Here is a 22,485-nt window from a genome sequence, read left to right on the forward strand (position 1 = left end):
CCGACTCTTTTTGATAACAAGGAAGGTTACTGATGTTCCAGATTCTTCACCACGGCGCCACCTCCGGCGTAACCGGCTCGTGCCACGAGTTGACCCTGTCCGGCACGGGCAGTCCGTCTGGCATTCTCATAGATTGCGGCCTGTTCCAGGGCCAGGACGAAGGCCGCGGCGCCTCTGCCGATGACCTTGCCATCGACTTTTCCATTGATCACATCCGGGCGCTTGTGGTCACCCACGTGCATATCGACCATGTTGGTCGCATTCCCTACCTGCTGGCCGCCGGGTTTGAGGGGCCGATCATCTGTTCTGAGCCCTCGGCGATCATGCTTCCCGAGATTCTGGAAGATGCACTGAAGATAGGCTTTACCCGCGACCGCGATCTGATTGAGCGGGTGCTTAACCTGATTCGCTTTCGCTTGGTGCCGGTGCCGTATGGTGAATGGCACGAGGTGTTGGACGACGGTGAGTGCTCGCTATCGGTCCGGCTGCAGCGGGCGGGCCATATCTTGGGGTCGGCCTATGTGGAATGCGATGCCCGGTGCGATGGCTTGGAAGAGCGGATTGTGTTCAGCGGGGATCTGGGCGCGCCCCACGCACCCTTGTTACCAGCGCCGGAATCGCCGGAGCGGGCGGACCGGCTGGTGATTGAGAGTACTTATGGCGATAAGGATCATGAGGACAGGGAAACGCGGCGGTATCGGCTGAAGGCGGTACTCGAACACGCCCTGGAGGATGGTGGCACGGTGATGGTGCCGGCGTTCAGTATTGGGCGGACGCAGGAATTGCTGTATGAGATCGAGAGCCTGATTCATGAGTTTGGTGGCGAGCTCTGGAATGATCTTGAAATTATCGTGGATTCACCGTTAGCGGCCGAGTTCACCCGTATCTATGGTGACCTGAAGCCCTACTGGGATGCGGAAGCCACAGAGTTGGTTCGCCAGGGCCGGCATCCGCTCTCCTTCGAGCAGCTCACCGTGATCAACTCCCACAACGATCACCTGAATGCCGTGGATTACCTGGCCCGCTCCCATCGCCCCTGCGTGGTCCTCGCAGGCTCCGGTATGTGCGCCGGGGGCAGAATCGTGAACTACCTGAAAGCCATGCTGGGGGATCCGCGCAACGACGTGTTGTTTGTTGGCTACCAGGCGGCCGGTACGCCGGGGCGGGATATCCTGAAGCATGGCCCTCGAGGTGGCTGGGTGGAACTGGATGGCGAGCGGTTCGATATCCGGGCGCAAATTCACCAAGTGGGCGGCTATTCGGCTCATGCCGGGCAAAGTGACCTGCTTCGGTTCGTGGAAGGCATCCCGCTCCCGCCGCGAGAAATTCGCATTGTCCATGGCGATGAAGGGGCGAAGCAGGCGTTGAAAAGGTGTTTTCAATCCGCTTTCGATACAGACATAATCATTCCAACTGAATAGAGCCGACAGGCACAACTGTGTTTCCGGAAAGGGATGTCATATGAAGAAAATTGCGGTGATTGGTCTTGGGTACGTGGGTCTTCCTCTGGCCGCAGCGTTCGGTGAGAAGCGCACGATTGTTGGTTTTGATATAAACAGCCGACGTATCGCAGAACTGCAGGAAGGAATCGATTACACCCGGGAGGTGTCTCGAGAAGAGTTGTCTGCGGCTTCAGGATTATCCTTCACCAGTGAGCTGGAAGGTATTCGAGACTGCCAGATTTATATTGTGACGGTTCCCACGCCCATTGATGAATACAAAACACCGGATCTGACCCCACTGGTAAAAGCCAGTGAAACGGTTGGAAAGGTATTAAAACGCGGCGACATTGTTATTTACGAATCGACGGTTTACCCCGGTGCCACGGAAGAGGTTTGTGTTCCGGTGCTGGAGAAAGTGTCTGGTCTGAATTTCAACCAGGACTTTTTCGCCGGTTACAGCCCTGAGCGAATTAACCCGGGCGACAAAGAGCACCGGGTCACCAGCATTATGAAAGTAACGTCCGGCTCAACGCCGGAGATCGCCGACGAAGTGAACGAGCTTTACGCAAGTATTATTGCCGCAGGCACGCACAAGGCGAGCTCCATCAAAGTGGCCGAGGCAGCCAAGGTCATTGAGAACACCCAGCGCGATCTCAATATCGCGTTGATGAACGAATTATCAATGATCTTTGCCCGTTTGAAGATTGATACTCACGAGGTGCTTGCCGCTGCGGGTACCAAATGGAACTTCCTGCCGTTTAAGCCAGGTTTGGTGGGCGGGCACTGCATTGGCGTTGACCCGTATTATCTGACCCACAAAGCACAGGCCATCGGCTATCATCCGGAAATCATTCTGGCTGGCCGCCGTGTAAATGACAATATGGGGCCGTACGCCGCATCGGAATTGGTCAAAGCGCTCATTAAAAGCAATCATGCGGTTGCCAAGTCCAGGGTGCTGGTCATGGGCTTTACCTTCAAGGAGAATTGCCCGGATATCCGAAATACACGGGTTATTGATGTGGTTAGGGAACTTGAGGATTTCGGGTGTACCGTCGATATCACCGATTGCTGGGCCGACAACGAAGAAGCGCAGGAAGAATATGGAATCTCGCTTTTGGGCTCGCCGAAAACGGGAGATTATGACGCGGTATTTCTTGCCGTTCCCCACAGGGAGTATGCTCAAAAAACAGCCAGTGAATTGAGGGCATATTTAAAACCCGGAGGCGTATTATTTGATCTGAAGGGTGTGTTGCCATTAGGTGATTCAGATTTGAGATTGTAGAAATATTCGGTAATCCGCGTTCAAAAGCCGGCGACCAAGCCGGCTTTTTATTAAGGCTTCGTAAATAAATAGTTTTGCCTTGGATGAATTATTTCACTAATATCTTGGGTGACTTTTAGTCAACTCCATCCGAGTATTTGAAGTTTTTAAAACCCCTATTTGAATAAGGTTTTAATTCCATGGCAAAGATTAACGATTATTACCAGAAGAAACAGCTTATGGAAAAGCTTGCGGCAGAGCTGGAGAAGCTTGAAAAAGACCAGGCTCTGAAGGGCGAACTGGAGTTCGAGAACAAGGTTCGCGCTCTGATGAAGGAGTATGACAAGTCACCGAAGGACGTGCTGCAGATTCTGACTGCCATTGATCCTTCTGTAGCCGGCGCCAAGGCCGATGTAGCAACCGGCAGCCGTCCCAAGCGTCCGCTGAAAACCTATAAAAACCCGCACACCGGTGAGGTTGTAAAAACCCGCGGTGGTAACCACAAGACTCTGAACGAGTGGCGTGAGAAGCACGGTAAGGAAGCGGTGCAGAGCTGGCAGCAGGATTGATTTCCAGTGCCCCCTCTCCCCCGGCCCCTCTCCCGCGAGGGGAGAGGGGAGAGGGGAGAATGAAGACAGAGTCTGCGGTTAGCTCTGATTAGCCCCTCTCCCCCGGCGGGAGAGGGGTTGGGGAGAGGGGGCGATCCTTAACCAACCACCACCCGGTTCCGCCCACCTTCCTTGGCCGCATACAGCGCCTCATCGGCCTTCTGCATCCACTGCATGTAATTTTCAGGTTCGTCCGTGAGTTGGGCAATGCCTACGCTGACGGTGTAGCGGATCGGCGCCACGCTGGTTTCCACCACGCTTTGCTCAATGGTCTCGCGAATGCGCTCGCAGATAATCCGGGCGCCTTCAGCGTCGGTTTCCGGCAGGATAATCCCGAACTCCTCGCCGCCGTAGCGTCCGGCGCTGTCGGACTGGCGGATGGCGTTGCGGGTGAGACTGGCGGTGTGTTTGATCACCTCGTCGCCGGCTAGGTGGCCATGGGTGTCGTTGATCGGCTTGAAGTGGTCAATGTCGAACATCACCAGGCTGGTGGTGTGGCCGTAACGGCGGAAGCGTTCGAATTCGGCATCCACCAGGTTCTCCCAGGTGCCCCGATTGAGCAGGCCGGTCAGGCGGTCGGTCATGCTCAGTTTGGCTAACTGCTCGTTGGCCCGTTCAAGCGCCATTTTGCTGCTGGCGATGTCGGTCACGTCGTACACCATCAGGCAGACCTTCTCCACCTCACCGGTGGGCCCTGATAGAGGGCTGATGGTGAGGTTCTGGAACATGTATTCCTCGGTGCCGGTGATGGGGCGAGTGTTACGGAACTGGAACAGGTAGGGTCGCTGCTCCCAGGAGGTAAACGCCCGGGTATTGAGCAGCGCCACTGCATCCACCTTGCGGGTCAGCCAGGCTTTGGGAATGTCCGGGAATACGTCAAACAGAACCTGATTGCGGATCTTGCTGGCGGTGATCCCGCTGTGGTTTTCCATGAAGCCGTTCCAGGCCTGCACCCGGAAGTCCAGGTCCAGAACCACCAGGCCCACCTCAACCGATTCGATCATGTCCACCAGCCAGTGGAAGGAGTTCGCTTCAACGTCGTTCATGGTCATGGCTCAATCCACCAGGTACTGCAGGCGATCTTCAAGGAAGGGCACTGAATCCTCGGTCAGCAGGATCAGCATGTCGCATTCAATGTCCCGATCTTCCAGGGCGTAGCAGATTTCGATACAAAGCAGCTGTTCTTCCCGGGCGCTGTGGTGCTCAAGCAACTCGCTGATCTGCCGGTGCTGGCCCAGTACCGTCGGGTGGCCGAGACCCAGCTTGAGGTCGAGCTGATCGCCTATGCCTTTCAGGAAAGCGCCGAACAGGATGCTGGACATGTCCATCAACACTTCTACGTTGACCGCCTCGCCCTCAAGACCCTCGTAGTGCAGGAGCTCCGCCATTTCCTCAAAACTGGCGTCGGCAAACAGCAGCAGCGCTTCGCCGGCAATGCCGGCGCCGGTAAAGCCCTGGCAGACGGCCGAATAGGTGTCACTCTCGCTTACCGAGGATATGGCCATGTGCAACTCGGAATTGGCCAGAAAGGCGACCTTGGGAATGGGTTGCTTTACGAACACCCGCAGCAGCCGTGCGAGCAGATCGGAGGATCGGCCCATGGCGACGTTGGAGATTTCCTGAAGGTAGTCATTCAACGACACCGAGATTTCCGGGGCTTCCTTGCCCGAGCTTTTCAGGCTGCTGTCCTGGAGCGCGGCATCTTCCAGCTCGCCCGGGCGATACATCCCGTATTCCATCAACAGGTCGAGCACAATGCCGGTGTCGGTGGGTTTCTTGATGAAGTCGAGCGCGCCCAGCTTTTTTACCCGCTCACGGGCCTCCGGCTGGATATCGCCAGAGACAACAATGGTCATGACCGGCAGATCTTCCCGGCGTACATGCGCCAGCACCTGGTAACCGTCCATTTCCGGCATGTTCAGATCCAGGAACATGAGCTCGGCTTCCAGGGCGCGCAAACGCTCCAGGGCCTCCGCGCCGTCTTTGGCAAAACTGACCTCTCCACGCAGGCCCTCGGGCAGGGCGCGGGCCATCTGTTTTCTGGCAAGGGCGGAGTCGTCGCAGATCAGTATGCGGGTGGTCATGTGTGAATGGCCGTTGGTGTGAGCAAAATTTGGGCGCCTAGTATAGCAGCGCGTTATTTTATGTACATGTCAGCTACACCATTCGTAATCTTTCGTAAGGCATTGTAAGTTCTGAGGGGGTTGTGTTTGTGACTGTGTTCAAACTTGTTCATCTATTGCGGGAGTGTAAGCAGTGATTGTGACTCCGCTCACTCTATTGGCCGATGTGCCTTGGTTATAGTGTGTTTGCGGCAAATAAAAAGTGAAAAGACCTGCTGCCTGCGCCCGGAAAAACAGAAGATCAGAAAACAAAAGAGCATAACGGAGCGCAGATGAGTCGGGCGTCGGAAACTGACTCAAGCCACTACTTCAGAGACACAAGATTATGAGACAGCAAGCGTACGGATACGCTGCCGTCACCCTGTTCTGCCTGGGGATTGCGCCCGTTGTCCAGGCCGAATTGCAGCCCATTTCAGATGACACGATGGGTGAGGTGACCGGGCAGGCATTTATGCAGGTTGAGAACATCCAGGACATTCCGGGAAACCCCCACGAGTTTACACGAATGACTCTGGGTATGGACGTCGAAACCCGAGTCAATATCGACGATGTAACCGTCGGAGAGATTGATGGCGGCGCTGATATCGCCGCTCAGCACGTGGCGCTGGGACATATTGCTCGTACTGATGGTGTTCAGTACAACGGGCGCACTTATAGTGCTGGCGATACGGTGCATTTTGAGGCGGTTAAACCGTACATTGAACTTGCTGCAGACCCCACGGAAGATGGCCGTCTTTCTGGTTTTCGTATGGGCTTCGCACAGGCCAGGGGATCAGTTTCGTCCCTTACGAGCAGTTTCAGTGGGAATATTGGCCTCAAGCTGGAGGACAGTAACGGTGTGGCCTACGATGCAACATTACTGGACCAGAATGCCCAGGCTACCAGTCGCCGAGCCAGCCATATTGGCATCGTAGACCCTAATGCAGCGCCCCCTGACTGCGCATCGACCTCGCCTACCAACTGTGCGCCACTCACGCAATTGCAGTCGGTTATTGTTGGCGAAGCCAATACCGATGGCACAACCGGTTTCACCGATGACTTCTTCATCGGCTTCCAGCGAGAGGGCGTGGATTGGCAAAGCCCGGATGGTTCCACGGTGATCAACGCAGGCCAGGGTGTTTTCATCAACCTGCCCACCAGTATGACTGTCAATATGAACCAGCTGATCACCCAGGGTGTGGATCGGTTGCAGACACACCGGCAGGATATGGGGACGAAGCTGTTTTAAATGCTAAACTCCTGCCTGTTTGTTATTGACCTGGCAGGAGTTCAGTCCCTTGATCCGCTCGTTCTACTGGCACGACTACGAAACTTTCGGGGTAGACCCGGTTCACGACAGGCCCTCCCAGTTTGCGGGCGTTCGCACTGACGCGGATCTGAACATTATCGAAGACCCCCTGGTGATTTACTGCAAGCCAGCAGACGATTACCTGCCATCACCCGAAGCCTGCCTGATTACCGGCATCACGCCGCAGAAGGCTCTGGAAGACGGTTTTCCCGAAGCTGAATTCATTGCCCAGATCAACGAGGCTTTCAGCCAGCCGGGAACCTGCGTGGTGGGCTATAACAGCCTGCGCTTTGACGATGAAGTAACCCGCCACACCCTGTACCGCAACCTGCGCGACCCCTACGCCCGTGAGTGGCAGAACGGCAATTCCCGCTGGGACATCATCGATATGGTGCGCCTGACTTACGCTTTACGCCCGGAGGGCATCAACTGGCCCCGCAAGGAAGACGGCAGCCCGAGCTTCCGGCTGGAAGAACTCACCGCTGCTAACGGCATTACCCACGAAGCCGCCCACGACGCCATGTCGGACGTGGAGGCGACGATTGCCGTGGCGAAGTTGATCAAGGAAAAGCAGCCCAAGCTCTTCGATTTCGTGCTGCAGAACAAGGACAAACACTCTGCCAGGAATATGCTGGATACCGCGAGTATGAAGCCAGTATTCCACATCTCAGCGAAGTACCCGGCGAGCCGTGGATGCTGTGCCCTGGTGGCACCGGTGGCCGAGCACCCGACGAACAAAAACCTGGTGATCGTGTACGACCTTCGCGAAGACCCGACTGATCTCATCAACGCGACAGCGGAGGAGATTCGTACTCGCGTATTCACGGCGCAGTCTGAGTTGGGGGAGGGCGTAAATCGGTTCCCTCTGAAAGGCGTGCAACTCAACAAATGCCCGGTACTGGCGCCGGCCAACATGCTCTCGACACTGTCGCCCGAGCGTCTCGAGGAGCTGGAGCTCGATGGCGATACCCTCAGGGCCAACCTGGCCAAGCTGCGCAAGGCGCCTGATCTGCCCGCCAGAATCGCAGAGGCCTTCGATCAGCCCCACGAGAGTGACCTGACCGATCCCGACGAACAGCTCTACGCCGGCGGTTTTATCAGCAAGGCCGATCGGGAGAAACTGAACTGGGTGCTTGAGCAGCCGGTGGGAACCCTCGGTGAGATTGAAGTGAATTTTGAAGACGATAGGCTTCAGGAGCTACTGTTCCGCTATCGCGCCCGTAACTATCCGGGCTCTCTTCAGGGTGAGGAGATGGAGCGTTGGGAGAAATTTCGCAGTGAGCGGTTGATGCACCCCAAGAAGGGCTGGCGATCACTGGAGGCTTATGGGCAGGAGTTGCAACGTCTGGCTGCGGATCCGGAACTGACGCCCGAGCGGCGGCATATTCTGGAGGATCTGCATTTGTATGGGGAGTCTTTGATTCCTTATATCTGAAGGTGGGGCCAGAAGAACTTTTCTTCTGACCCCGGATTCATGCTCACCGCCGCTTCACAAAATAAACACTCAGATTCTGTCCCATCAGACTCTGCACCTCACTTCCCAGTGCTTCCGCCTGGATCTGCTGCTGCACCGGGCCAGTGGCGAGGCTATGGCCATCCTCATCGCGCGCCTTCACGAGTTTCCAGTCCACTTCGTTACTGACCAGCGCCATCAGTTCTTTCAGCTGGGCACAGTCTTGTGGGCGGAACCATCGGTCCCGGCAGCCGCCGAGGCTGTAGAAATCCGCGTCTGAAATCAGTTCCTGCCAGGTGCCGTCGTTCCGGTTGGCGAGTGCCATGCGGCGCAGTTGGCGAATGGTCTGGCGGTTCGGTTGCAACTGTTGCTCGTCGATCAGTCTGCGAATCTGCCGGTCGCCGCTGGTCTGTTCAGCCACCGCCGTGTGCATGTGCACCACCGCGCCAGTCGCTGTCGCCTCGCTGATCAGGGCGGCGAGCGACAGGTCGGTCATGGCAGGAGAGGGCAGGCGGCCAACTTCAATCCAATGCACCTGATGGCCGTCCGCCACGAAGCGCTGGGCGATCGACCAGGGCCAGAACACAATGTTGTCCAGGCCCATGTCGCCGGCCATGCGAGTAGCTTTGGCGACGTTTGCCAGGGATTCGTCCACGGCGATCACTTCCACGTCATCCAGATAGCGGGCAAGTTCCATGGCGCGCTGGCCAGACTGTGCGCCGCAGACCATGATGCGCAGGGTCGCCGGGAGATTTTCCGTGGCCAGGCCGAGTTCGGTGGCCATCAGGATTTTCAGGCTGGATTCGCTCTGGTAAGACAGTTGCGACCAGGATGGCCAGGCCTGTGGCACCTCGGATCTTTCCAGGCAGAGTTCGTCGGCCTTTTCATCGAAGTTTTGCTTGATGGCCTCTTCGTCGGCCCGCTCGTAGTAGCTGGCGGCGAGCACCGGCTGCAAGGCCAGCGGCCAGTCCACCAGGTTCCACTGGCCGAGCTGGGGAGCAAAGCTCTGGTGGAACAGGGCGCCGTACATGGCGCTGATCATCAGCGAGCCGACCATGCCGTCCTGTTCCTCGTTCATAGCGAGCTGCGCCTTGATACTGTCATTGATGGCAGCAATCAGGCGTGCTTCATCGTCTTCTGCCGCCAGGGCGTACCCGGTTCTGTCGGCGTACTGGGCAATGGCCAGGGTCAGGCGTTGCAGATCGTCGCGCAGCTCCACAGTTTGTGCCACTTCAGCGAGGATGGCCCGGCGAAGCAGGGTAACCAGCTCTTCCACCGCCGGGATGGGCATCAACGTTTTCTGCAGGGCGAGGATCAGCAACTCGTCTTCAGAAGCGGCATCCAGGAAGATCTGCGCGTCCGGGTTGTCCAGGTCGTACTGTTGATGAATGATCGCACCCGCGAAGCGGCCCAGTTCCTGATGCGGTAAGCCCTCTCGCTGAAGCAGTGCGATGGCATCCAGAGCGAGGGCTGTATCGGCCTTGTTGACGTTCAGGTGCTGGGCACAAGACAGCATCCCGCTGTAAATGGAATCCCACTCGGCGCCGGTCTCGAGCAGCTTGCGGTAGTGCAGATAGGCCACATCGAACTGCCCCTGCAGCCGTTTGGCGTGGGCCACACCGCAGAAAGCGGCGGCCGATTGCCGGTCGTAGTCCAGCGCCTGCAGGAAATACTGCTCCGCCAGTGCAGGGCGCTCCGTTTTTAGAGCCCAGTAGCCAAGGTTGCAATACTGCTGTGCCTGGCCCGGTTGCTGGTCCAGACTGGCGTTGAACAGGGTATGGGCGCGCTCGAACTGGCCATCGTCCAGCTCCACTCGACCAAGCAGACCCAGGGCGCCGGCATTCCCGGGCTCAAGGGTCAGAGCTTCGTTCAGGTACCCGCGACACTCCTGCCGCGCCTTCAGCCGCTGGATGTGGCTGAGGCCACCGCTGTTCGACTCGCCGTAGGCGAGATTGGCCTGGAGAAGCAGGCGAGCCACCTCGGCCTGGGTAGATCGGGAAACCTGGACTTGATGCTTGGCTTGCATGGGACACCTCGTTGTCTCAACCCTGAAGGAGGCGGCAAAGGTCTGCAGTTTTTGACGGTTTGCCGTGCTTTGAGGGAGGTGAAGCGAAAGGTGTGCCAGTTTGATGATAGGCGAGTTGGGGCGGTGGAAGTCTCCCGGTAGGTCGGATTAGGCAAAGCCGTAATCCGACAAATTCGGAAGAGCTCTTAAATCAGACGGACAGGCCCCGGGTAGCGCGCCACCAGCTCATCGGAGGTAATTAGCAAAAATCCCTCTGTCTCTGCCTGTGCAACCAGAATCCGGTCGAAGGGATCCTTGTGTATATCCGGAAGGTGGCTTACCGCAAGTGAGTGTTGCGAGGTGATCGGCAATTCCGAATAGCCGTTATCGACAAGGCCGCGCCTCAGCAAGTGGGGATCAACCCGAAAATCCGGCCGGCCCAGACCATTTTTGATGACGACTTCCCAAAGGCTGGCCGCACTGAAATACAAGCGGTTGTCTTCATTGCCGATTAGTGCTGTCGCCTGAGGGGATAGTTTGGAGGGCTCAGCCGCCGCCCAGAGCAGAACGTGAGTGTCTAAAAGAAGGTTCAAGTCAGCCTCCGAACATCTCGATTATTTCCTCCTGACCCATCCGGTCGAAATCATCCGGCACGGTGAATTCACCAGCCATGAAACCGATTCTCTTTTGCTGCCCTTCTTCGGGGGAATCGTAAGCGGTTACGCGGGCCACCGGTTTGCCAGCTTTTGCGATAATGAAGGCTTCACCCTTGGCCGCACGAGCCACAAGCTGTGACAGGCGGGTTTTTGCTTCGTGCATGTTGATGGATTCCATGATTTGCGCTCCTAAACCTAGCTAAATAGGCTTAGTCTATCATCCAGCTTTTATCCGAACCACCGTGTATCTAGAGCAATCTTAAATCAAAACGGCCGGGCTAATGGCCCGGCCGTTTTGATTTCACTGTATAGGTTTGCGCCGTTAACCCTGTAGCAACTGCAATACCTGCTGCGGTCTTGCGTTGGCCTGGGCAAGGACGGACAGGCCAGCCTGCTGGAGCACCTGGGTTCGGGCCAGTTCGGCGGATTCGGCCGCAAAGTCGGCGTCGCGGATACGCGAGCGTGCCGCTGACAGGTTTTCCGAGGTGGTGCTTAAGTTAGCGATGGTCGATTCCAGTCGGTTTTGTGCAGCACCTAAATCGGCGCGGATACCGCTGATCGTCTCAAGAGCGGCATCTACAATGGCCAAAGCGTCGGTTGCTCCCTCGACAGTGCTGATGTCCACCCCTGCGACATCCTCAGGATTTGAGCCGATCGAGGTGTTCGCTGGAGCACTCAAGATGCTTCCCGTATCCACGGCGGTCGGCGCGGCCTGAGTCGCGCTAGATTGAAGCGCGAAGCTTACTGCTGAATCAAAGGTTATCTCTCCCGCAACCCGAACGCTGTCATCAACAGGCGCCGTTGGGCCACTATTAAGCACAGTCGCAGAAGGGTCGCCGCTGCCCCGAACAGCAATCTCCTGTCCATCAGCCGCCGTGAAATCCTTGATAAGGATGTCTTTGCCCGTTGGATGAGTCAGTGTGATAGATCCATCGTCCTCAACCTTCGCAGTTATGCCTGTGCGTCCGGATGATGAGTTGATTTCTTGGGCTAGTGGTGAAAAGTCATTCGGGTCTGTAATCTGGGCAGAAACTGTCGCTTCCGATTCCCCATTTGACAGGGTTAACGTGACCGTCTGTGGGACCGAGATGGGAGTGCCGGTCAGATTGTTGCTCACGCTGACTTCAGTTCGGGCAGATGCGCTTACTCCAGTGGTGGCGGCTGAAGAATTAATGGCTGCGGCAATGGCCTCTGCTGTGTCGCCCCGTTCGATACTGACCGTCTGGGTGTCCAGAGAGCTAGAGATTGTCAACGTTTGTTCGCCGATTGTGTTTTGAGCCAGGACCGTCGAGGTCGCTTCAGTGGCCGACCCCGTACCAGAATTGAGCGTGTTGTTGGACGCAGTAAGCGTGTTGTTCGCTAGATCCTTAATTCGGGCGCCCTCAATTGATACGGCAATTGTCTGGTTTTCGTTCGCGCCTGCCTGAAACTGCTGTGCCTGGAAAGAGCCATCAAGGAGTTTTAAGCCGTTGAACTCAGTGGTTGTAGCAATGCGCTCAAGCTCTTCTTTTAATTCATTGACTTCTGCCTGGAGCGCTTTCCTGTCAGATGCCGAGTTTGTGGCGTTCGCTGATTGAACGGCCAGTTCCCGGATTCTTTGAAGAATATTGCCGGACTCGCCCAGTGCGCCTTCCGCAACCTGTGCCAGCGAAATGCCATCATTCGCGTTCCTAATAGCTTGATTGAGCCCCTGGATCTGAGACGTAAAGCGCTCTGATATGGCTAACCCTGCAGCGTCGTCTTTCGCGGAGTTGATTCTTAAACCGGATGAGAGCCTTTGGAGGGCAACATTGGCTTCGCCCTGAGTGGCATTCAGATTACGCTGCGCGTTTAGCGAAGCAATGTTGGTATTAATGACCTGAGGCATATCTATTCTCCCTGCTCAGAGGTGCCGGAAGCTTGGTGCCCGATCTTTAATGGGAACCTCTGCCGGCTGAAATTCGTTAAATTGCCGTTTTTCAGGGTGACAAGCGAAGGATGTGCCAGTTTCTATGGGGGAAAGCTTATCGTTTTGTTTTTAAACAGGTTTCTATGTCTCGTGGTCTTCTCAGGAAAACATAACGCGCCAAAGAGCTGCCGTTTGGAAGGAATTAAATTGCCGGTTTTACATTTGTTAACAAAAACGGAGGTTTTTTTTCTAAAGCAACCGGAAATGGCGCCGTTAAGTGGTGTAACAGGGCGGCGCTCCCAGACTGAAAAAGGGCGCCAGACCTTTTCCATGAAAAAACGACATCCGTCGAAGGAGAAGCATTATGGCTCTCGGTATTAACACTAACATTGCGTCGATATCCGCTCAGAATCAGCTTCAGAAGTCTCAGGATTTGAGCAATCAGGCTCTCGAGCGTTTGTCCTCGGGTCTACGTATTAACTCTGCTAAAGACGATGCGGCAGGTCTTGCAATTTCTACTCGTTTTCAGTCCCAGATTTCAGGTCTGAATGTTGCCCAGCGAAATGCCAATGACGGCATCTCCCTGGCGCAGACCACCGAAGGGGCGCTCGAAGAAATTACTAACAACCTCCAGCGAATTCGTGATCTGGCCGTTCAATCTGCAAACGCCACAAACAGTGATTCGGATCGTCAAGCCCTCAACGACGAAGTTCGAGCTCGTTTGGACGAAATTGATAGAATTTCCAGCCAGACCGCGTTCAATGGATTGAAAGTCCTGGATGGAACCTTTGGGCGGCAAGATTTCCAAGTTGGCGCGAATGCTGGTGAGACCATCGGAATCGACTTAACGCAAGGAACACGGATCAGTCAAATAGGGGCTGTTGCCGAAGACACACGAACTGTTGCGGGGACTGCGCTTGCTGCTGGCGATCTAACGATCAAAGTCGGTGATGGAGACGCCAAGACTATCGGTGCTAGCGCCGATGGATCCGCAAAAGCAGTTGCTGCTGCGATCAACGCCGCGAATGTCGGCGGGCTAAATGTAGACGCTACTAACGTCCAGGAGTTAAATTTTGCAACCGTAGTGGGTGGCGATGCTGGTGATACCTACAGTCTAAAGATAAATGACGTAAATATCTTTTCTGCGCAAGACTTGGGTGCAGGGACTAATAGTATCACTGCAGACGACTTTGTGGCTGCAGTCAACGCACGTACGGATGAGACTAATGTTCGTGCGGTGAACGATGGTGGGACAGTTTCGTTGATCGCTGATGATGGCGAGAACATTAAAATTGAGCAAACTGTAGCCGAGTCAACTAGTACTACTGCTGCAACAGTGACTGGTGGCTTTACTACTGCGACCGATGTCGAAGATACTTCTGTAACGATTGACAAGGTTGGCACCGCAGTGACGTTGAATGGCTCGCTCACGTTGGAGTCTTCAGAGAACATTGTTATTGGGGGAAACACCCCGTCCAATGCCGGATACTCTGTCGATGAGGTAATTCTTTCTTCTGGCTCTATTGAGTCATTGGGGGTCGGTACCGTCGACGCTGCAAATGACGCCATCAAGAGAGTAGATGCTTCCTTGACTGCAGTGAACAGCCTCCGAGGTGAACTGGGCGCCATTCAGAACCGCTTCGAGTCCACCATCGCAAACCTGGCAACCACCTCAGAGAACCTGAGTGCCGCCAACAGCCGGATACTGGACGCAGACTTTGCCGCAGAAACCGCGAAGCTGTCCAAGGCCCAGGTGCTGCAGCAGGCTGGTATCTCCGTACTTGCCCAGGCGAACGCCCGGCCGCAGCAGGTTCTGTCCCTCCTGCAGTAATGGGGGCATGGCGGTATGAACCGGAGTCTACGGGCTCCGGTTTAACGCCGTTTGAGGATAGCGAGGTAAAGCTATGAATGACGTTAACCTGAACAGCCCGGATCTGAAGCTGGTTCGTACCAGTGAACAAGCCCTGGCTCGGGCAATTTCGTCATCTCAGGCCGTAGGCAGGAATGCCTCCGACCTTGCTGGTTCGTCATCCGCTGTCAATCAAGCGCCGGGCGCCGAGAGAGCGCGGGAGGCCTCGAAAGCCGAAAAGCTCCAGGCAAGAAGTGAGGTCCAGCGGGAAGAGCTTGATGAAGCGGTGAGCCAATTGAACGATTTTGTTCAGAATGTGCAACGGGATCTGCAGTTTGAGGTGGATAACGAACTTGGGCAGACGATCGTGAGAGTCGTGGATCAGTCGACCCAGGAAGTCATTCGCCAGATTCCTGACGAAGTGGCATTGAGGTTGGCAGAAAACTTGCAGCAGGATGAACCGCTGACGTTGTTCAGTATCAAAGTATAAGAGCAGTTGCTTTTAGCCGATACAAACAACGGTATTTCAGCACCGCCGCACCCGAGAGGGGCTGGCGGTGCTCTGCGTTTTGGGGGTGGCCATGAATTCCGGTTTCCCCCTCTCCCCCGGCCCCTCTCCCGCAAGGGGAGAGGGGAGGGTCTGTTACAGACTGTTACAAATCGGTAGAAGAAAAAGGCAAAGTTTTGCCGGTTTTTGCCGATAAACTGAACAATGAAGAGATTCGCCCCCTTGAGGAGGCATTGGCATGGCAAGCATTTCATCGCTGGGTATTGGTTCGGGTGTGCTGACCTCTGATCTTGTTGATCAGCTGGTTCAGGCCGAGCGTGCGCCCACGGAAAACAGGCTTAAACAAAAGACAGAGCAAACGCAGGCTTTGCTGTCAGCCTATGGCAAGCTCCGTAGCGCTATCACCGAATTGCGCCTGCCCATGCGCCAGCTCAGTGCTCCGGATAATCTCAAGGCTTTTTCTGCAAGTTCTTCTAATGAAGGCATTGCGGTGTCTGTGGACAGCACCAAGGCCAGCCGCGGCACCTACAGTGTTGAAGTAACCAGTCTTGCCGGCGCACAGGCGTTGGCTTCGAGGGATGTGTTTGCAGACCGTGATGCGACCAGCGTCGGGCAGGGCACACTGACGCTCAATGTTGGCGATAAAACGACGAACATTACCATTGACGCTAGCAACGACACGCTTCAGGGGCTTGCGAACGCCATCAATGATTCGGATGCGGGAGTTTCTGCAGGTGTTATTGACACTGGAAATGGCTTCCAGTTGGTCCTATCTGCAGACGAGACTGGAACGGCGAATGCGGTAAGTATCTCAGTATCCGGTGATACTGGTGGCACAGACACCGACAACCAGGGGTTGTCTCGATTTGCGTTCAACAGCGGCATGGATGTCGATGCCGGTTTGAAAGAGACGATTGCGGCTTCTGATGCCGTTATGAAAATAAACGGTGTTGAAGTTACCCGCTCCACCAATAGTTTCGAGAATGTAATCGACGGTTTGACTTTCGACATCACAGAGACTGGCTCCTCGATTATCAAGGTTCAGCAGGACTTTGGTGCGGTGGCCGATCGTGTGCAGGGTTTTGTCGATAAATTCAATGCGCTGCAATCCACGATTGATAGCCTTGCTGGATTCAATACCGAAGCTGGCGTGGGTAGCCTTCTCACCGGTGACAGCACTGTTCGCTCAATCCAGAACCAATTGCGGCAGGTACTGACGCGGGTTGTGCCCGGCCTCGAAAATTCGAGCGTTCGCAGCCTGGCCGATGTGGGCATTACAACGAATTTTGAAACCGGTGGCCTGCAGTTCGATCGCGCCAAATTTGAAGAGCAGCTGAAGAACAATCCGGACGATGTGACGGCGCTGTTTGCGGAGCAAGGCCGTACAACAGATAGTCAGGTCGAGTTCGTTCGGAGCGGCTTGAATACTGAGCCGGGCCGGTACGAAATCAACATCACCCAGGCTGCAACCCAGGGTTCGCTTGCTGGTGCCGCGTTCACTGCACCCGTGACAATCGGCGTGGGCAACGACGAGCTGACTTTCCGGGTAAATGGTGAAACGTCCGTCAGCGTGCAGCTAACACAGCAAACCTACAACACCGCTCAGGAACTAGCGGATGAGATCCAGGCCCAATTAAATGCAAATAACGCCTTGAAGGCGTCGGGCTCGAGTGTCCAGGTGGGTGTTGGAAGCGGTGGAGAACTGACCTTCACATCTTCAGACTACGGCAGTGATTCGAACGTTAGCCTGACTACAGTTGAAGACGGATCCGCTTACGGTTTGTCGGTTGCCACCGGAACTTCCGGCCTGGATGTCGCAGGCACGATCGGTGGCCGCACCGCTGAAGGAGACGGCCAGGTACTGTTTCTTGGAAACGGTAATGGCGGTGGGTCCGGCTTACAGGTTCGGATCCTGGGCGATCAGACGGGGAGTCGGGGCTCGATTACCTTTGTTGAGGGGGTAGCGGAGAGAACGGTTGATCTCGTCAGCAGTTTTGTAGGTGCAGATGGTGCCATTGAATCTCGGACTGAGAGTCTCAATCGCGACCTGGAACAGATTCAGGAGAACCGGGCTCGACTGGAAGAGCGTATTGCCGCATATCGCGAGCGGCTGGTTAGCCAGTTCTCAGCGGCAGACTCCCTTATCTCCCAACTGAATAGTACCCGGGATTACGTAAGCCAGCAGTTGGCAGCGCTTGCGCCCCAGAACAACCGGAACAACAACTGATCGGCCCCAGCCGGTTAGCGAACCAAGAGGTCTGATATGAACGGTTTACAGGCATACCAGCGCGTAAACACCCAAACCAGCATCACTGATGCCGATCCCCATAAGCTGATCCAGCTTCTGTACAACGGTGCTATCGAGCGCATCAACATGGCCAAGGCCAAGATGCAGGCGAAGGATTACGGTGGAAAGGCACAACTGCTGAACAAGGCCATCGAGATCATTGGCGGGTTGCGGTCATTCCTCGACTTCGAGCAAGGCGGCGATCTGGCTGCGCGACTCGAGGCGCTCTACGACTACATGGAGCGGACGCTGCTTGAAGCCAGTGCCAAGAACGATGTTCAGAAGCTGGACGAGGTGCTCAACCTGCTGCGTTCCGTCAAAGAAGGCTGGGATGGCATTCGCGACGAGGCGATTGGTCAGCAGCAGGCTGTTTGACGCGGAGCGAGAATCTCCCCCCTCTCCCCAACCCCTCTCCCGCCGGGGGAGAGGGGCTTTATAGCCATTCCCCCCGCTGTCCCGTACAATATCGCCCTTATTTTCAACACATCCATTCTGTTCAGTCTGGAGCAAGGGCATGTCTGATATCAAAAAGGTGGTACTGGCCTATTCCGGTGGCCTGGATACTTCCGTCATCGTGCGGTGGTTGCAGGACACCTACAACTGTGAGGTGGTGACCTTCACCGCCGACATTGGCCAGGGCGAGGAAGTGGAGCCGGCGCGGGCCAAGGCCAAGGCGCTGGGAGTCAAGGAGATCTACATCGAGGACCTGCGCGAGGAATTTGTGCGCGATTACGTGTTCCCGATGTTCCGCGCCAACACCATCTATGAAGGGGAGTACCTGCTGGGTACCTCCATTGCCCGTCCGCTTATTGCCAAGCGTCTGGTGGAAATCGCCAACGAGACCGGCGCCGACGCCATCTCCCATGGTGCCACTGGCAAGGGTAATGATCAGGTGCGTTTCGAGCTGGGTGCCTACGCGCTGAAGCCGGGCGTAAAGGTGATTGCACCCTGGCGCGAGTGGGATCTGAATTCCCGCGAGAAGCTGCTGGCCTACTGCGACGAGCGAAACATTCCGGTGGAGAAGAAGAAGGGCAAAAGCCCGTACTCCATGGATGCCAACCTGCTTCACATCTCTTACGAAGGCATCAACCTGGAAGATCCCTGGGCGGAAGCCGAAGAGGATATGTGGCGCTGGAGTGTGTCTCCGGAAGCCGCTCCAGACAAGCCCACCTATGTGGAACTGACCTATAAGAAGGGCGACATTGTCGCCGTCGATGGCCAGGCCATGAAGCCCCACGAGGTGCTGGAAACCCTGAACAAGCTGGCGGGTGCCAACGGCATCGGTCGTCTCGACATCGTCGAGAACCGCTACGTGGGCATGAAGTCCCGCGGCTGCTACGAAACCCCGGGCGGCACCATCATGCTGCGGGCGCACCGCGCCATCGAGTCCATCACTCTGGACCGTGAAGTGGCCCACCTGAAAGACAGTCTGATGCCCCGCTACGCCGAGGTAATCTACAACGGCTACTGGTGGTCTCCGGAGCGAGAGGCCCTGCAGGCGCTGATTGATCAGACCCAGGCCTACGTGAACGGTACGGTCCGCCTGAAGCTCTACAAGGGCAATGTGGATGTTGTCGGCAGGAAGTCCGAGGATTCCCTGTTTGACGAGAAGATTGCCACCTTTGAGGAAGATCAGGGCGCGTACGACCAGAAGGATGCGGAAGGCTTCATCAAGCTGAATGCCCTGCGGTTGCGTATTGCTGCGGGTAAAGGTCGTAAACTTTAACTGCCCGTTCTTGCCCGGTAACTCGGAGTAGTCGCGAGGTGGGCAGCGCTTTTCAGGACACGCTACGAGCACCCGCACGCGGGTCCAGCCAGCAATCTTAGATTGCTGTCGTTCGGCTGTCGCATGAAGCTCCGCTTCATAAGCGCTCGGTCTCACCCATGTGCGCTTGTCGTTGGCCATCCATGGCCAACGACAGTCCTGAAAAGCGCTGCCCGCCTCGCTTTCAGGCCTCCGGGTTCGTCCCTGACTGACGAAACTCCCCCGGAGTTTTCCCCGTCACCGCTTTAAACTTCCTGTGAAACGAAGTGGTTTCACTGTACCCCAGCCTTAGGGCGATATCCGGTATTGCCAGTTCGCTGTCGCGTAGATAGTCCTCGGCCATGGTTTGCCGCACCTCGTCCAGCAGTTTCTGATACGACACTCCCTCCTGGTTCAGTTTCCGTTGCAGGGTTCGGCTGGTCATGCCGAGGTCGTCTGCCACCATGTCCTGGCGGGTAATGCCGTGCATCAATTGCTGCTGAATGCTGTGGCGAACCCGGCTCGAGAGGTCGCTGTCGGTATCCAGAGCGGCCAGTTGGCTGAGGGCATGGGCTTCCAGGGTTTTGCGAAGCATGGGGTCTGGTTGGCGTAGGCGGGTTTCCAGCAACGATTTCCTCAGCGTGATGCTGTCCTCGCCCGCCGAGAAGATCACCTGGCACCGCCAGCGTTCCCGGTAGGCCTGTTCCACCCCAGCGCCAGGTGAGGGTCGTTGGAGTCTCACGCAGCTTGGGGATGCCTCCTGATTGTCGGCCAGCCAGCGGGCGTAGTTCACCCATGAAGCGAACACGTTGTCGACCAGGTGCGGACGCACCACCGGATCGGTGTAGTTGCAGTTCCAGGTGAGCCGGATGTCCTCGCCCTTCATGGCCAGGCTGGTGGTACCCATGTCGCCTACCAGCTTCTCGAACGGAGCGATTCGTGCCACGGCCTCGCCCAGAGTGGCGCAGCTCATGGTGATGTAGCCCAGGACGCTGTAGGAGCCGGGCTGAACAAAATCTCCGGTTTCCAGGCCCAGGATCGGGTTGCGGGTCTGCTCACACAAACACCGGATAAACCGCTGGAACTGATCGCCGTTGATGCGCCCGTCGTCGGTGTCGAGGATGGTTGGGTTAAGGCCCACCGCTTCGAAAATCTGCCGGGTGTCGACGCCTGCCGATTCGGCGGCACGGACATACTGGCGCAGGGCGGCGACGGAGGCGGTTCCGAGGGATGTCATGGTTCGACTACTGCATTAGCGTTGTTGGAATCGTTGTAGATGCAGTATAGCGGATATCTGTTCTGGAATTGCGGTAAGGGAAGCCGGACTGTGAACTCTGGCCAAGCGGTGATGGGGCTGGGAAATGATTTCCAGAAATGTGGAGCGCCAGGGACGGCGCGACCAAGCCCTACAGGGAGGTATTCACGGGCGTTTTCTGGAAATCATTTCCCAGTCACAGCGCTGCGTAACTCCAAGGCCAGAGGAAAAAGCCAGAAAATAAAAAGGCCAGCTAAAAAGCTGGCCCAAAAACAAGGAAAGAACGAAAGTGCCTGAAAAATTCGTTAATCCGGTGGACTTCATTCCCCATATGGCGGCGGAGGTACTACACGGCTCCTCCACCATGGGGGATACTGCTTGAATCCACGATGTCAGAATAAGCCCCTCGCTCACTCCTGTCTGTTTGTGATGTGTGTCCCAGTGTTACCGAGTGTGTCGCCAAGGCTGACACTGGTTGTCGGATTATGCGGTTAAGCCAATCTCCGGCACGACTTCCGTGAACCGCCGGGTATCGTAGGCGTCCACCAGCCCGTGAACCGCCGCCCGCTCCATGTCCTGGGTAGACGGAGTGCCCTTCTGGGCGTCGGCCTTGCAAAGCACCATGCCCGCTTCCACCGAAATATAGCCGGCGGTGGTCTTCAGGGCCTTGTGATTGATACCGTCGAACACCCGCCGGAAGGCGGTGGTGCTGCAGTGATCGCTGTTGGGAAAATAGGCGATGATCGCGAACTGGTTGTCGCCAACGCGGCACAGGGCATCGATGGGCCGGATCAGCGTGCTCAGCCGGCGGGCAATGCCGATGGCCAATTCGCTCATAACCGTGGGCGGATGCTTGCGCTTGAGTTCCTGCCAGTTGCGGATGCCGCACAGGACATAGGCCGTACAGCCGCCCCGGGACTCCGCGTGACGCAGGGTCTTGTTCAGGCGCTCGCGGCCGTAGCGGGTGTTACACAGGCCGGTTTCCAGATCGATGATATTGGTGGATTCCAGCTCCCGATTGTTCTCGATTAGCAGGGAATTGGCCCGCAGCAGGGTGTTCTGGCGGTCGGCCATGCGGTCCGCTGCAAAAATCCGGGGAATGAGCTGCTTGGTCATGTCGGACTTGTAGATGAAATCGTCTACACCCCGATCAAACGCTTCCGATAATGCCTCCACGCTTTCCCGTGCCGTCAGCAGGATCACATAGGTGTAGTGGTTGTCCTGTTCATCCTGCTGGCGCACCTGGTCGGTCAGCGCCAGGCCGTCCATCTCGGGCATCAGCCAGTCGGCAATCAGCACGCTCACCGGCCGCTGCTCGATCAGCTCCAGGGCCGCCGGGGCATTGTTGGCGATGCGTACGTCGCGATAACCGGCATTTCGCAGCGTGCGGCTTACCACCATACTGCTGAATTTCGCGTCGTCTACTACGAGGATGGGAAGGTCCAGGTTCGGCATTGTTATCGTCTTCTACCAGTCCGTTGTCAGGTGCGGGAGATCCCGGGGGTTGGTATCATCCCCAGCAAATTCCGGCAGTATACCTTCTTACCCAGTGGGAGAATAACGACCATGCCTTCTTTTGACATAGTTTCGGAAATTGATATGCACGAAGTCACCAACGCGGTGGACCAGGCCAAACGGGAGCTGGGTAACCGATGGGATTTCAAGAATGTGGAAGCGGATATCGAGCTGGACGACAAGGGCATTACCATCAGCGCGGAGCAGGAATTTCAGCTGGAGCAGTTGATGGACATGCTGCGCATGGCGTTCGCCAAGCGGAACATCGATACCCGGGCGCTGGCCGAGAATGGCGATAGCAAGTCGGGCAAGCTGGTGAAACAGCACCTGCAGCTCAAGCAGGGCATCGAGACCGACATGGCCAAGAAAATCGTCAAGATGATCAAGGACCAGAAGATGAAGGTTCAGGCCAGTATTCAGGGTGACAAGGTTCGCGTTACCGGCAAGAAGCGTGACGATCTTCAGGAAGCCATTGCCATGCTGCGCGAAGCCGAGCTGGATATCCCGCTGCAGTTCAACAACTTCCGCGACTGATTCGGAGATTCTGCCATCGTAACCGGCAACCGCCTGGCTCTGGCCCGGGAAACACTCCATACGTACACC

General features: G+C 56.3%; 19 protein-coding genes. 11 read left to right on the forward strand and 8 right to left on the reverse strand.

Going from position 1 to position 22,485, the window contains the following annotated elements; translation table 11 throughout:
* The first annotated feature begins 32 nt into the window (after positions 1–32).
* The 3 genes from ACFC20_RS03080 to ACFC20_RS03090 all read left to right on the forward strand — a co-directional run bounded on the left by ACFC20_RS03080 (position 33) and on the right by ACFC20_RS03090 (position 3,272).
* Positions 33–1,421: an MBL fold metallo-hydrolase RNA specificity domain-containing protein gene (locus tag ACFC20_RS03080; protein WP_375191712.1), complete on the forward strand. Its 1,389-nt coding sequence runs from the start codon at positions 33–35 to the stop codon at positions 1,419–1,421.
* 40 nt (positions 1,422–1,461) lie between these two features.
* Positions 1,462–2,724 carry a Vi polysaccharide biosynthesis UDP-N-acetylglucosamine C-6 dehydrogenase TviB gene (gene tviB / locus ACFC20_RS03085; RefSeq protein WP_375191713.1) on the forward strand — a complete coding sequence of 421 codons (1,263 nt, stop codon included), beginning with the start codon at positions 1,462–1,464 and terminating at the stop codon, positions 2,722–2,724.
* Between the two features lie 179 nt (positions 2,725–2,903).
* The gene (locus ACFC20_RS03090) at positions 2,904–3,272 is read left to right on the forward strand and encodes a histone-like nucleoid-structuring protein, MvaT/MvaU family (RefSeq protein WP_375191714.1); all 369 of its coding nucleotides are present in this window, start codon (positions 2,904–2,906) and stop codon (positions 3,270–3,272) included.
* A 137-nt stretch (positions 3,273–3,409) separates the two neighbouring features.
* On the opposite strand, the gene ACFC20_RS03095 is transcribed toward ACFC20_RS03090, so the two are convergent.
* Both ACFC20_RS03095 and ACFC20_RS03100 read right to left on the reverse strand, forming a co-directional pair.
* A complete protein-coding gene (locus tag ACFC20_RS03095) occupies positions 3,410–4,357 on the reverse strand; it encodes a diguanylate cyclase (RefSeq protein ID WP_375191763.1) in 948 nt (315 codons plus the stop codon).
* A gap of 9 nt (positions 4,358–4,366) precedes the next feature.
* The gene (locus ACFC20_RS03100) at positions 4,367–5,395 is read right to left on the reverse strand and encodes a response regulator (protein WP_375191715.1); all 1,029 of its coding nucleotides are present in this window, start codon (positions 5,393–5,395) and stop codon (positions 4,367–4,369) included.
* Positions 5,396–5,759: 364 nt separating this feature from the next.
* On the opposite strand from ACFC20_RS03100, the gene ACFC20_RS03105 reads away from it, so the two are divergent.
* Positions 5,760–6,662, forward strand: coding sequence for a hypothetical protein (locus ACFC20_RS03105; RefSeq protein ID WP_375191716.1), 903 nt, complete (start codon positions 5,760–5,762; stop codon positions 6,660–6,662).
* 49 nt (positions 6,663–6,711) lie between these two features.
* Positions 6,712–8,157 (forward strand): exodeoxyribonuclease I, encoded by a 1,446-nt coding sequence (gene sbcB, locus ACFC20_RS03110; protein ID WP_375191717.1) that lies wholly within the window; start codon positions 6,712–6,714, stop codon positions 8,155–8,157.
* Between the two features lie 43 nt (positions 8,158–8,200).
* Here sbcB and ACFC20_RS03115 read toward each other — a convergent pair whose 3' ends face one another.
* The 4 genes from ACFC20_RS03115 to ACFC20_RS03130 all read right to left on the reverse strand — a co-directional run bounded on the left by ACFC20_RS03115 (position 8,201) and on the right by ACFC20_RS03130 (position 12,703).
* On the reverse strand, positions 8,201–10,201 hold the full coding sequence (locus tag ACFC20_RS03115; RefSeq protein WP_375191718.1) for a hypothetical protein: 2,001 nt from the start codon (positions 10,199–10,201) through the stop codon (positions 8,201–8,203).
* Between the two features lie 185 nt (positions 10,202–10,386).
* Positions 10,387–10,773, reverse strand: a complete 387-nt coding sequence (locus ACFC20_RS03120; RefSeq protein ID WP_375191719.1) for a type II toxin-antitoxin system VapC family toxin — start codon at positions 10,771–10,773, stop codon at positions 10,387–10,389.
* Between the two features lies 1 nt (position 10,774).
* On the reverse strand, positions 10,775–11,014 hold the full coding sequence (locus ACFC20_RS03125) for a type II toxin-antitoxin system Phd/YefM family antitoxin (protein WP_375191720.1): 240 nt from the start codon (positions 11,012–11,014) through the stop codon (positions 10,775–10,777).
* Between the two features lie 144 nt (positions 11,015–11,158).
* On the reverse strand, positions 11,159–12,703 hold the full coding sequence (locus ACFC20_RS03130; protein WP_375191721.1) for a flagellin: 1,545 nt from the start codon (positions 12,701–12,703) through the stop codon (positions 11,159–11,161).
* A 385-nt stretch (positions 12,704–13,088) separates the two neighbouring features.
* Here ACFC20_RS03130 and ACFC20_RS03135 point away from each other — a divergent pair, with 385 nt between their 5' ends.
* From ACFC20_RS03135 to ACFC20_RS03155, 5 genes are all read left to right on the forward strand, one after another.
* Positions 13,089–14,555, forward strand: coding sequence for a flagellin (locus ACFC20_RS03135; protein WP_375191722.1), 1,467 nt, complete (start codon positions 13,089–13,091; stop codon positions 14,553–14,555).
* A 73-nt stretch (positions 14,556–14,628) separates the two neighbouring features.
* Positions 14,629–15,063: a flagellar protein FlaG gene (locus tag ACFC20_RS03140; RefSeq protein ID WP_375191723.1), complete on the forward strand. Its 435-nt coding sequence runs from the start codon at positions 14,629–14,631 to the stop codon at positions 15,061–15,063.
* Positions 15,064–15,319: 256 nt separating this feature from the next.
* Complete coding sequence (gene fliD, locus ACFC20_RS03145; protein ID WP_375191724.1) at positions 15,320–17,308, forward strand: flagellar filament capping protein FliD; 1,989 nt, start codon at positions 15,320–15,322, stop codon at positions 17,306–17,308.
* A 36-nt stretch (positions 17,309–17,344) separates the two neighbouring features.
* Positions 17,345–17,743, forward strand: coding sequence for a flagellar export chaperone FliS (gene fliS / locus ACFC20_RS03150; RefSeq protein WP_375191725.1), 399 nt, complete (start codon positions 17,345–17,347; stop codon positions 17,741–17,743).
* 139 nt (positions 17,744–17,882) lie between these two features.
* Complete coding sequence (locus ACFC20_RS03155) at positions 17,883–19,094, forward strand: argininosuccinate synthase (RefSeq protein WP_375191726.1); 1,212 nt, start codon at positions 17,883–17,885, stop codon at positions 19,092–19,094.
* A gap of 223 nt (positions 19,095–19,317) precedes the next feature.
* Here the strand turns inward: ACFC20_RS03155 and ACFC20_RS03160 are convergent, their stop codons facing one another.
* Entirely contained in the window at positions 19,318–20,349 is a 1,032-nt protein-coding gene (locus ACFC20_RS03160) for an AraC family transcriptional regulator (RefSeq protein WP_375191727.1), read from the reverse strand.
* 501 nt (positions 20,350–20,850) lie between these two features.
* Positions 20,851–21,822: a response regulator gene (locus ACFC20_RS03165; protein WP_375191728.1), complete on the reverse strand. Its 972-nt coding sequence runs from the start codon at positions 21,820–21,822 to the stop codon at positions 20,851–20,853.
* A 111-nt stretch (positions 21,823–21,933) separates the two neighbouring features.
* On the opposite strand from ACFC20_RS03165, the gene ACFC20_RS03170 reads away from it, so the two are divergent.
* Complete coding sequence (locus tag ACFC20_RS03170) at positions 21,934–22,416, forward strand: YajQ family cyclic di-GMP-binding protein (RefSeq protein WP_091986476.1); 483 nt, start codon at positions 21,934–21,936, stop codon at positions 22,414–22,416.
* The last annotated feature ends 69 nt before the right edge of the window (positions 22,417–22,485 follow it).

This window comes from Marinobacter sp. (genome assembly GCF_041984545.1).
GTDB lineage: Bacteria > Pseudomonadota > Gammaproteobacteria > Pseudomonadales > Oleiphilaceae > Marinobacter.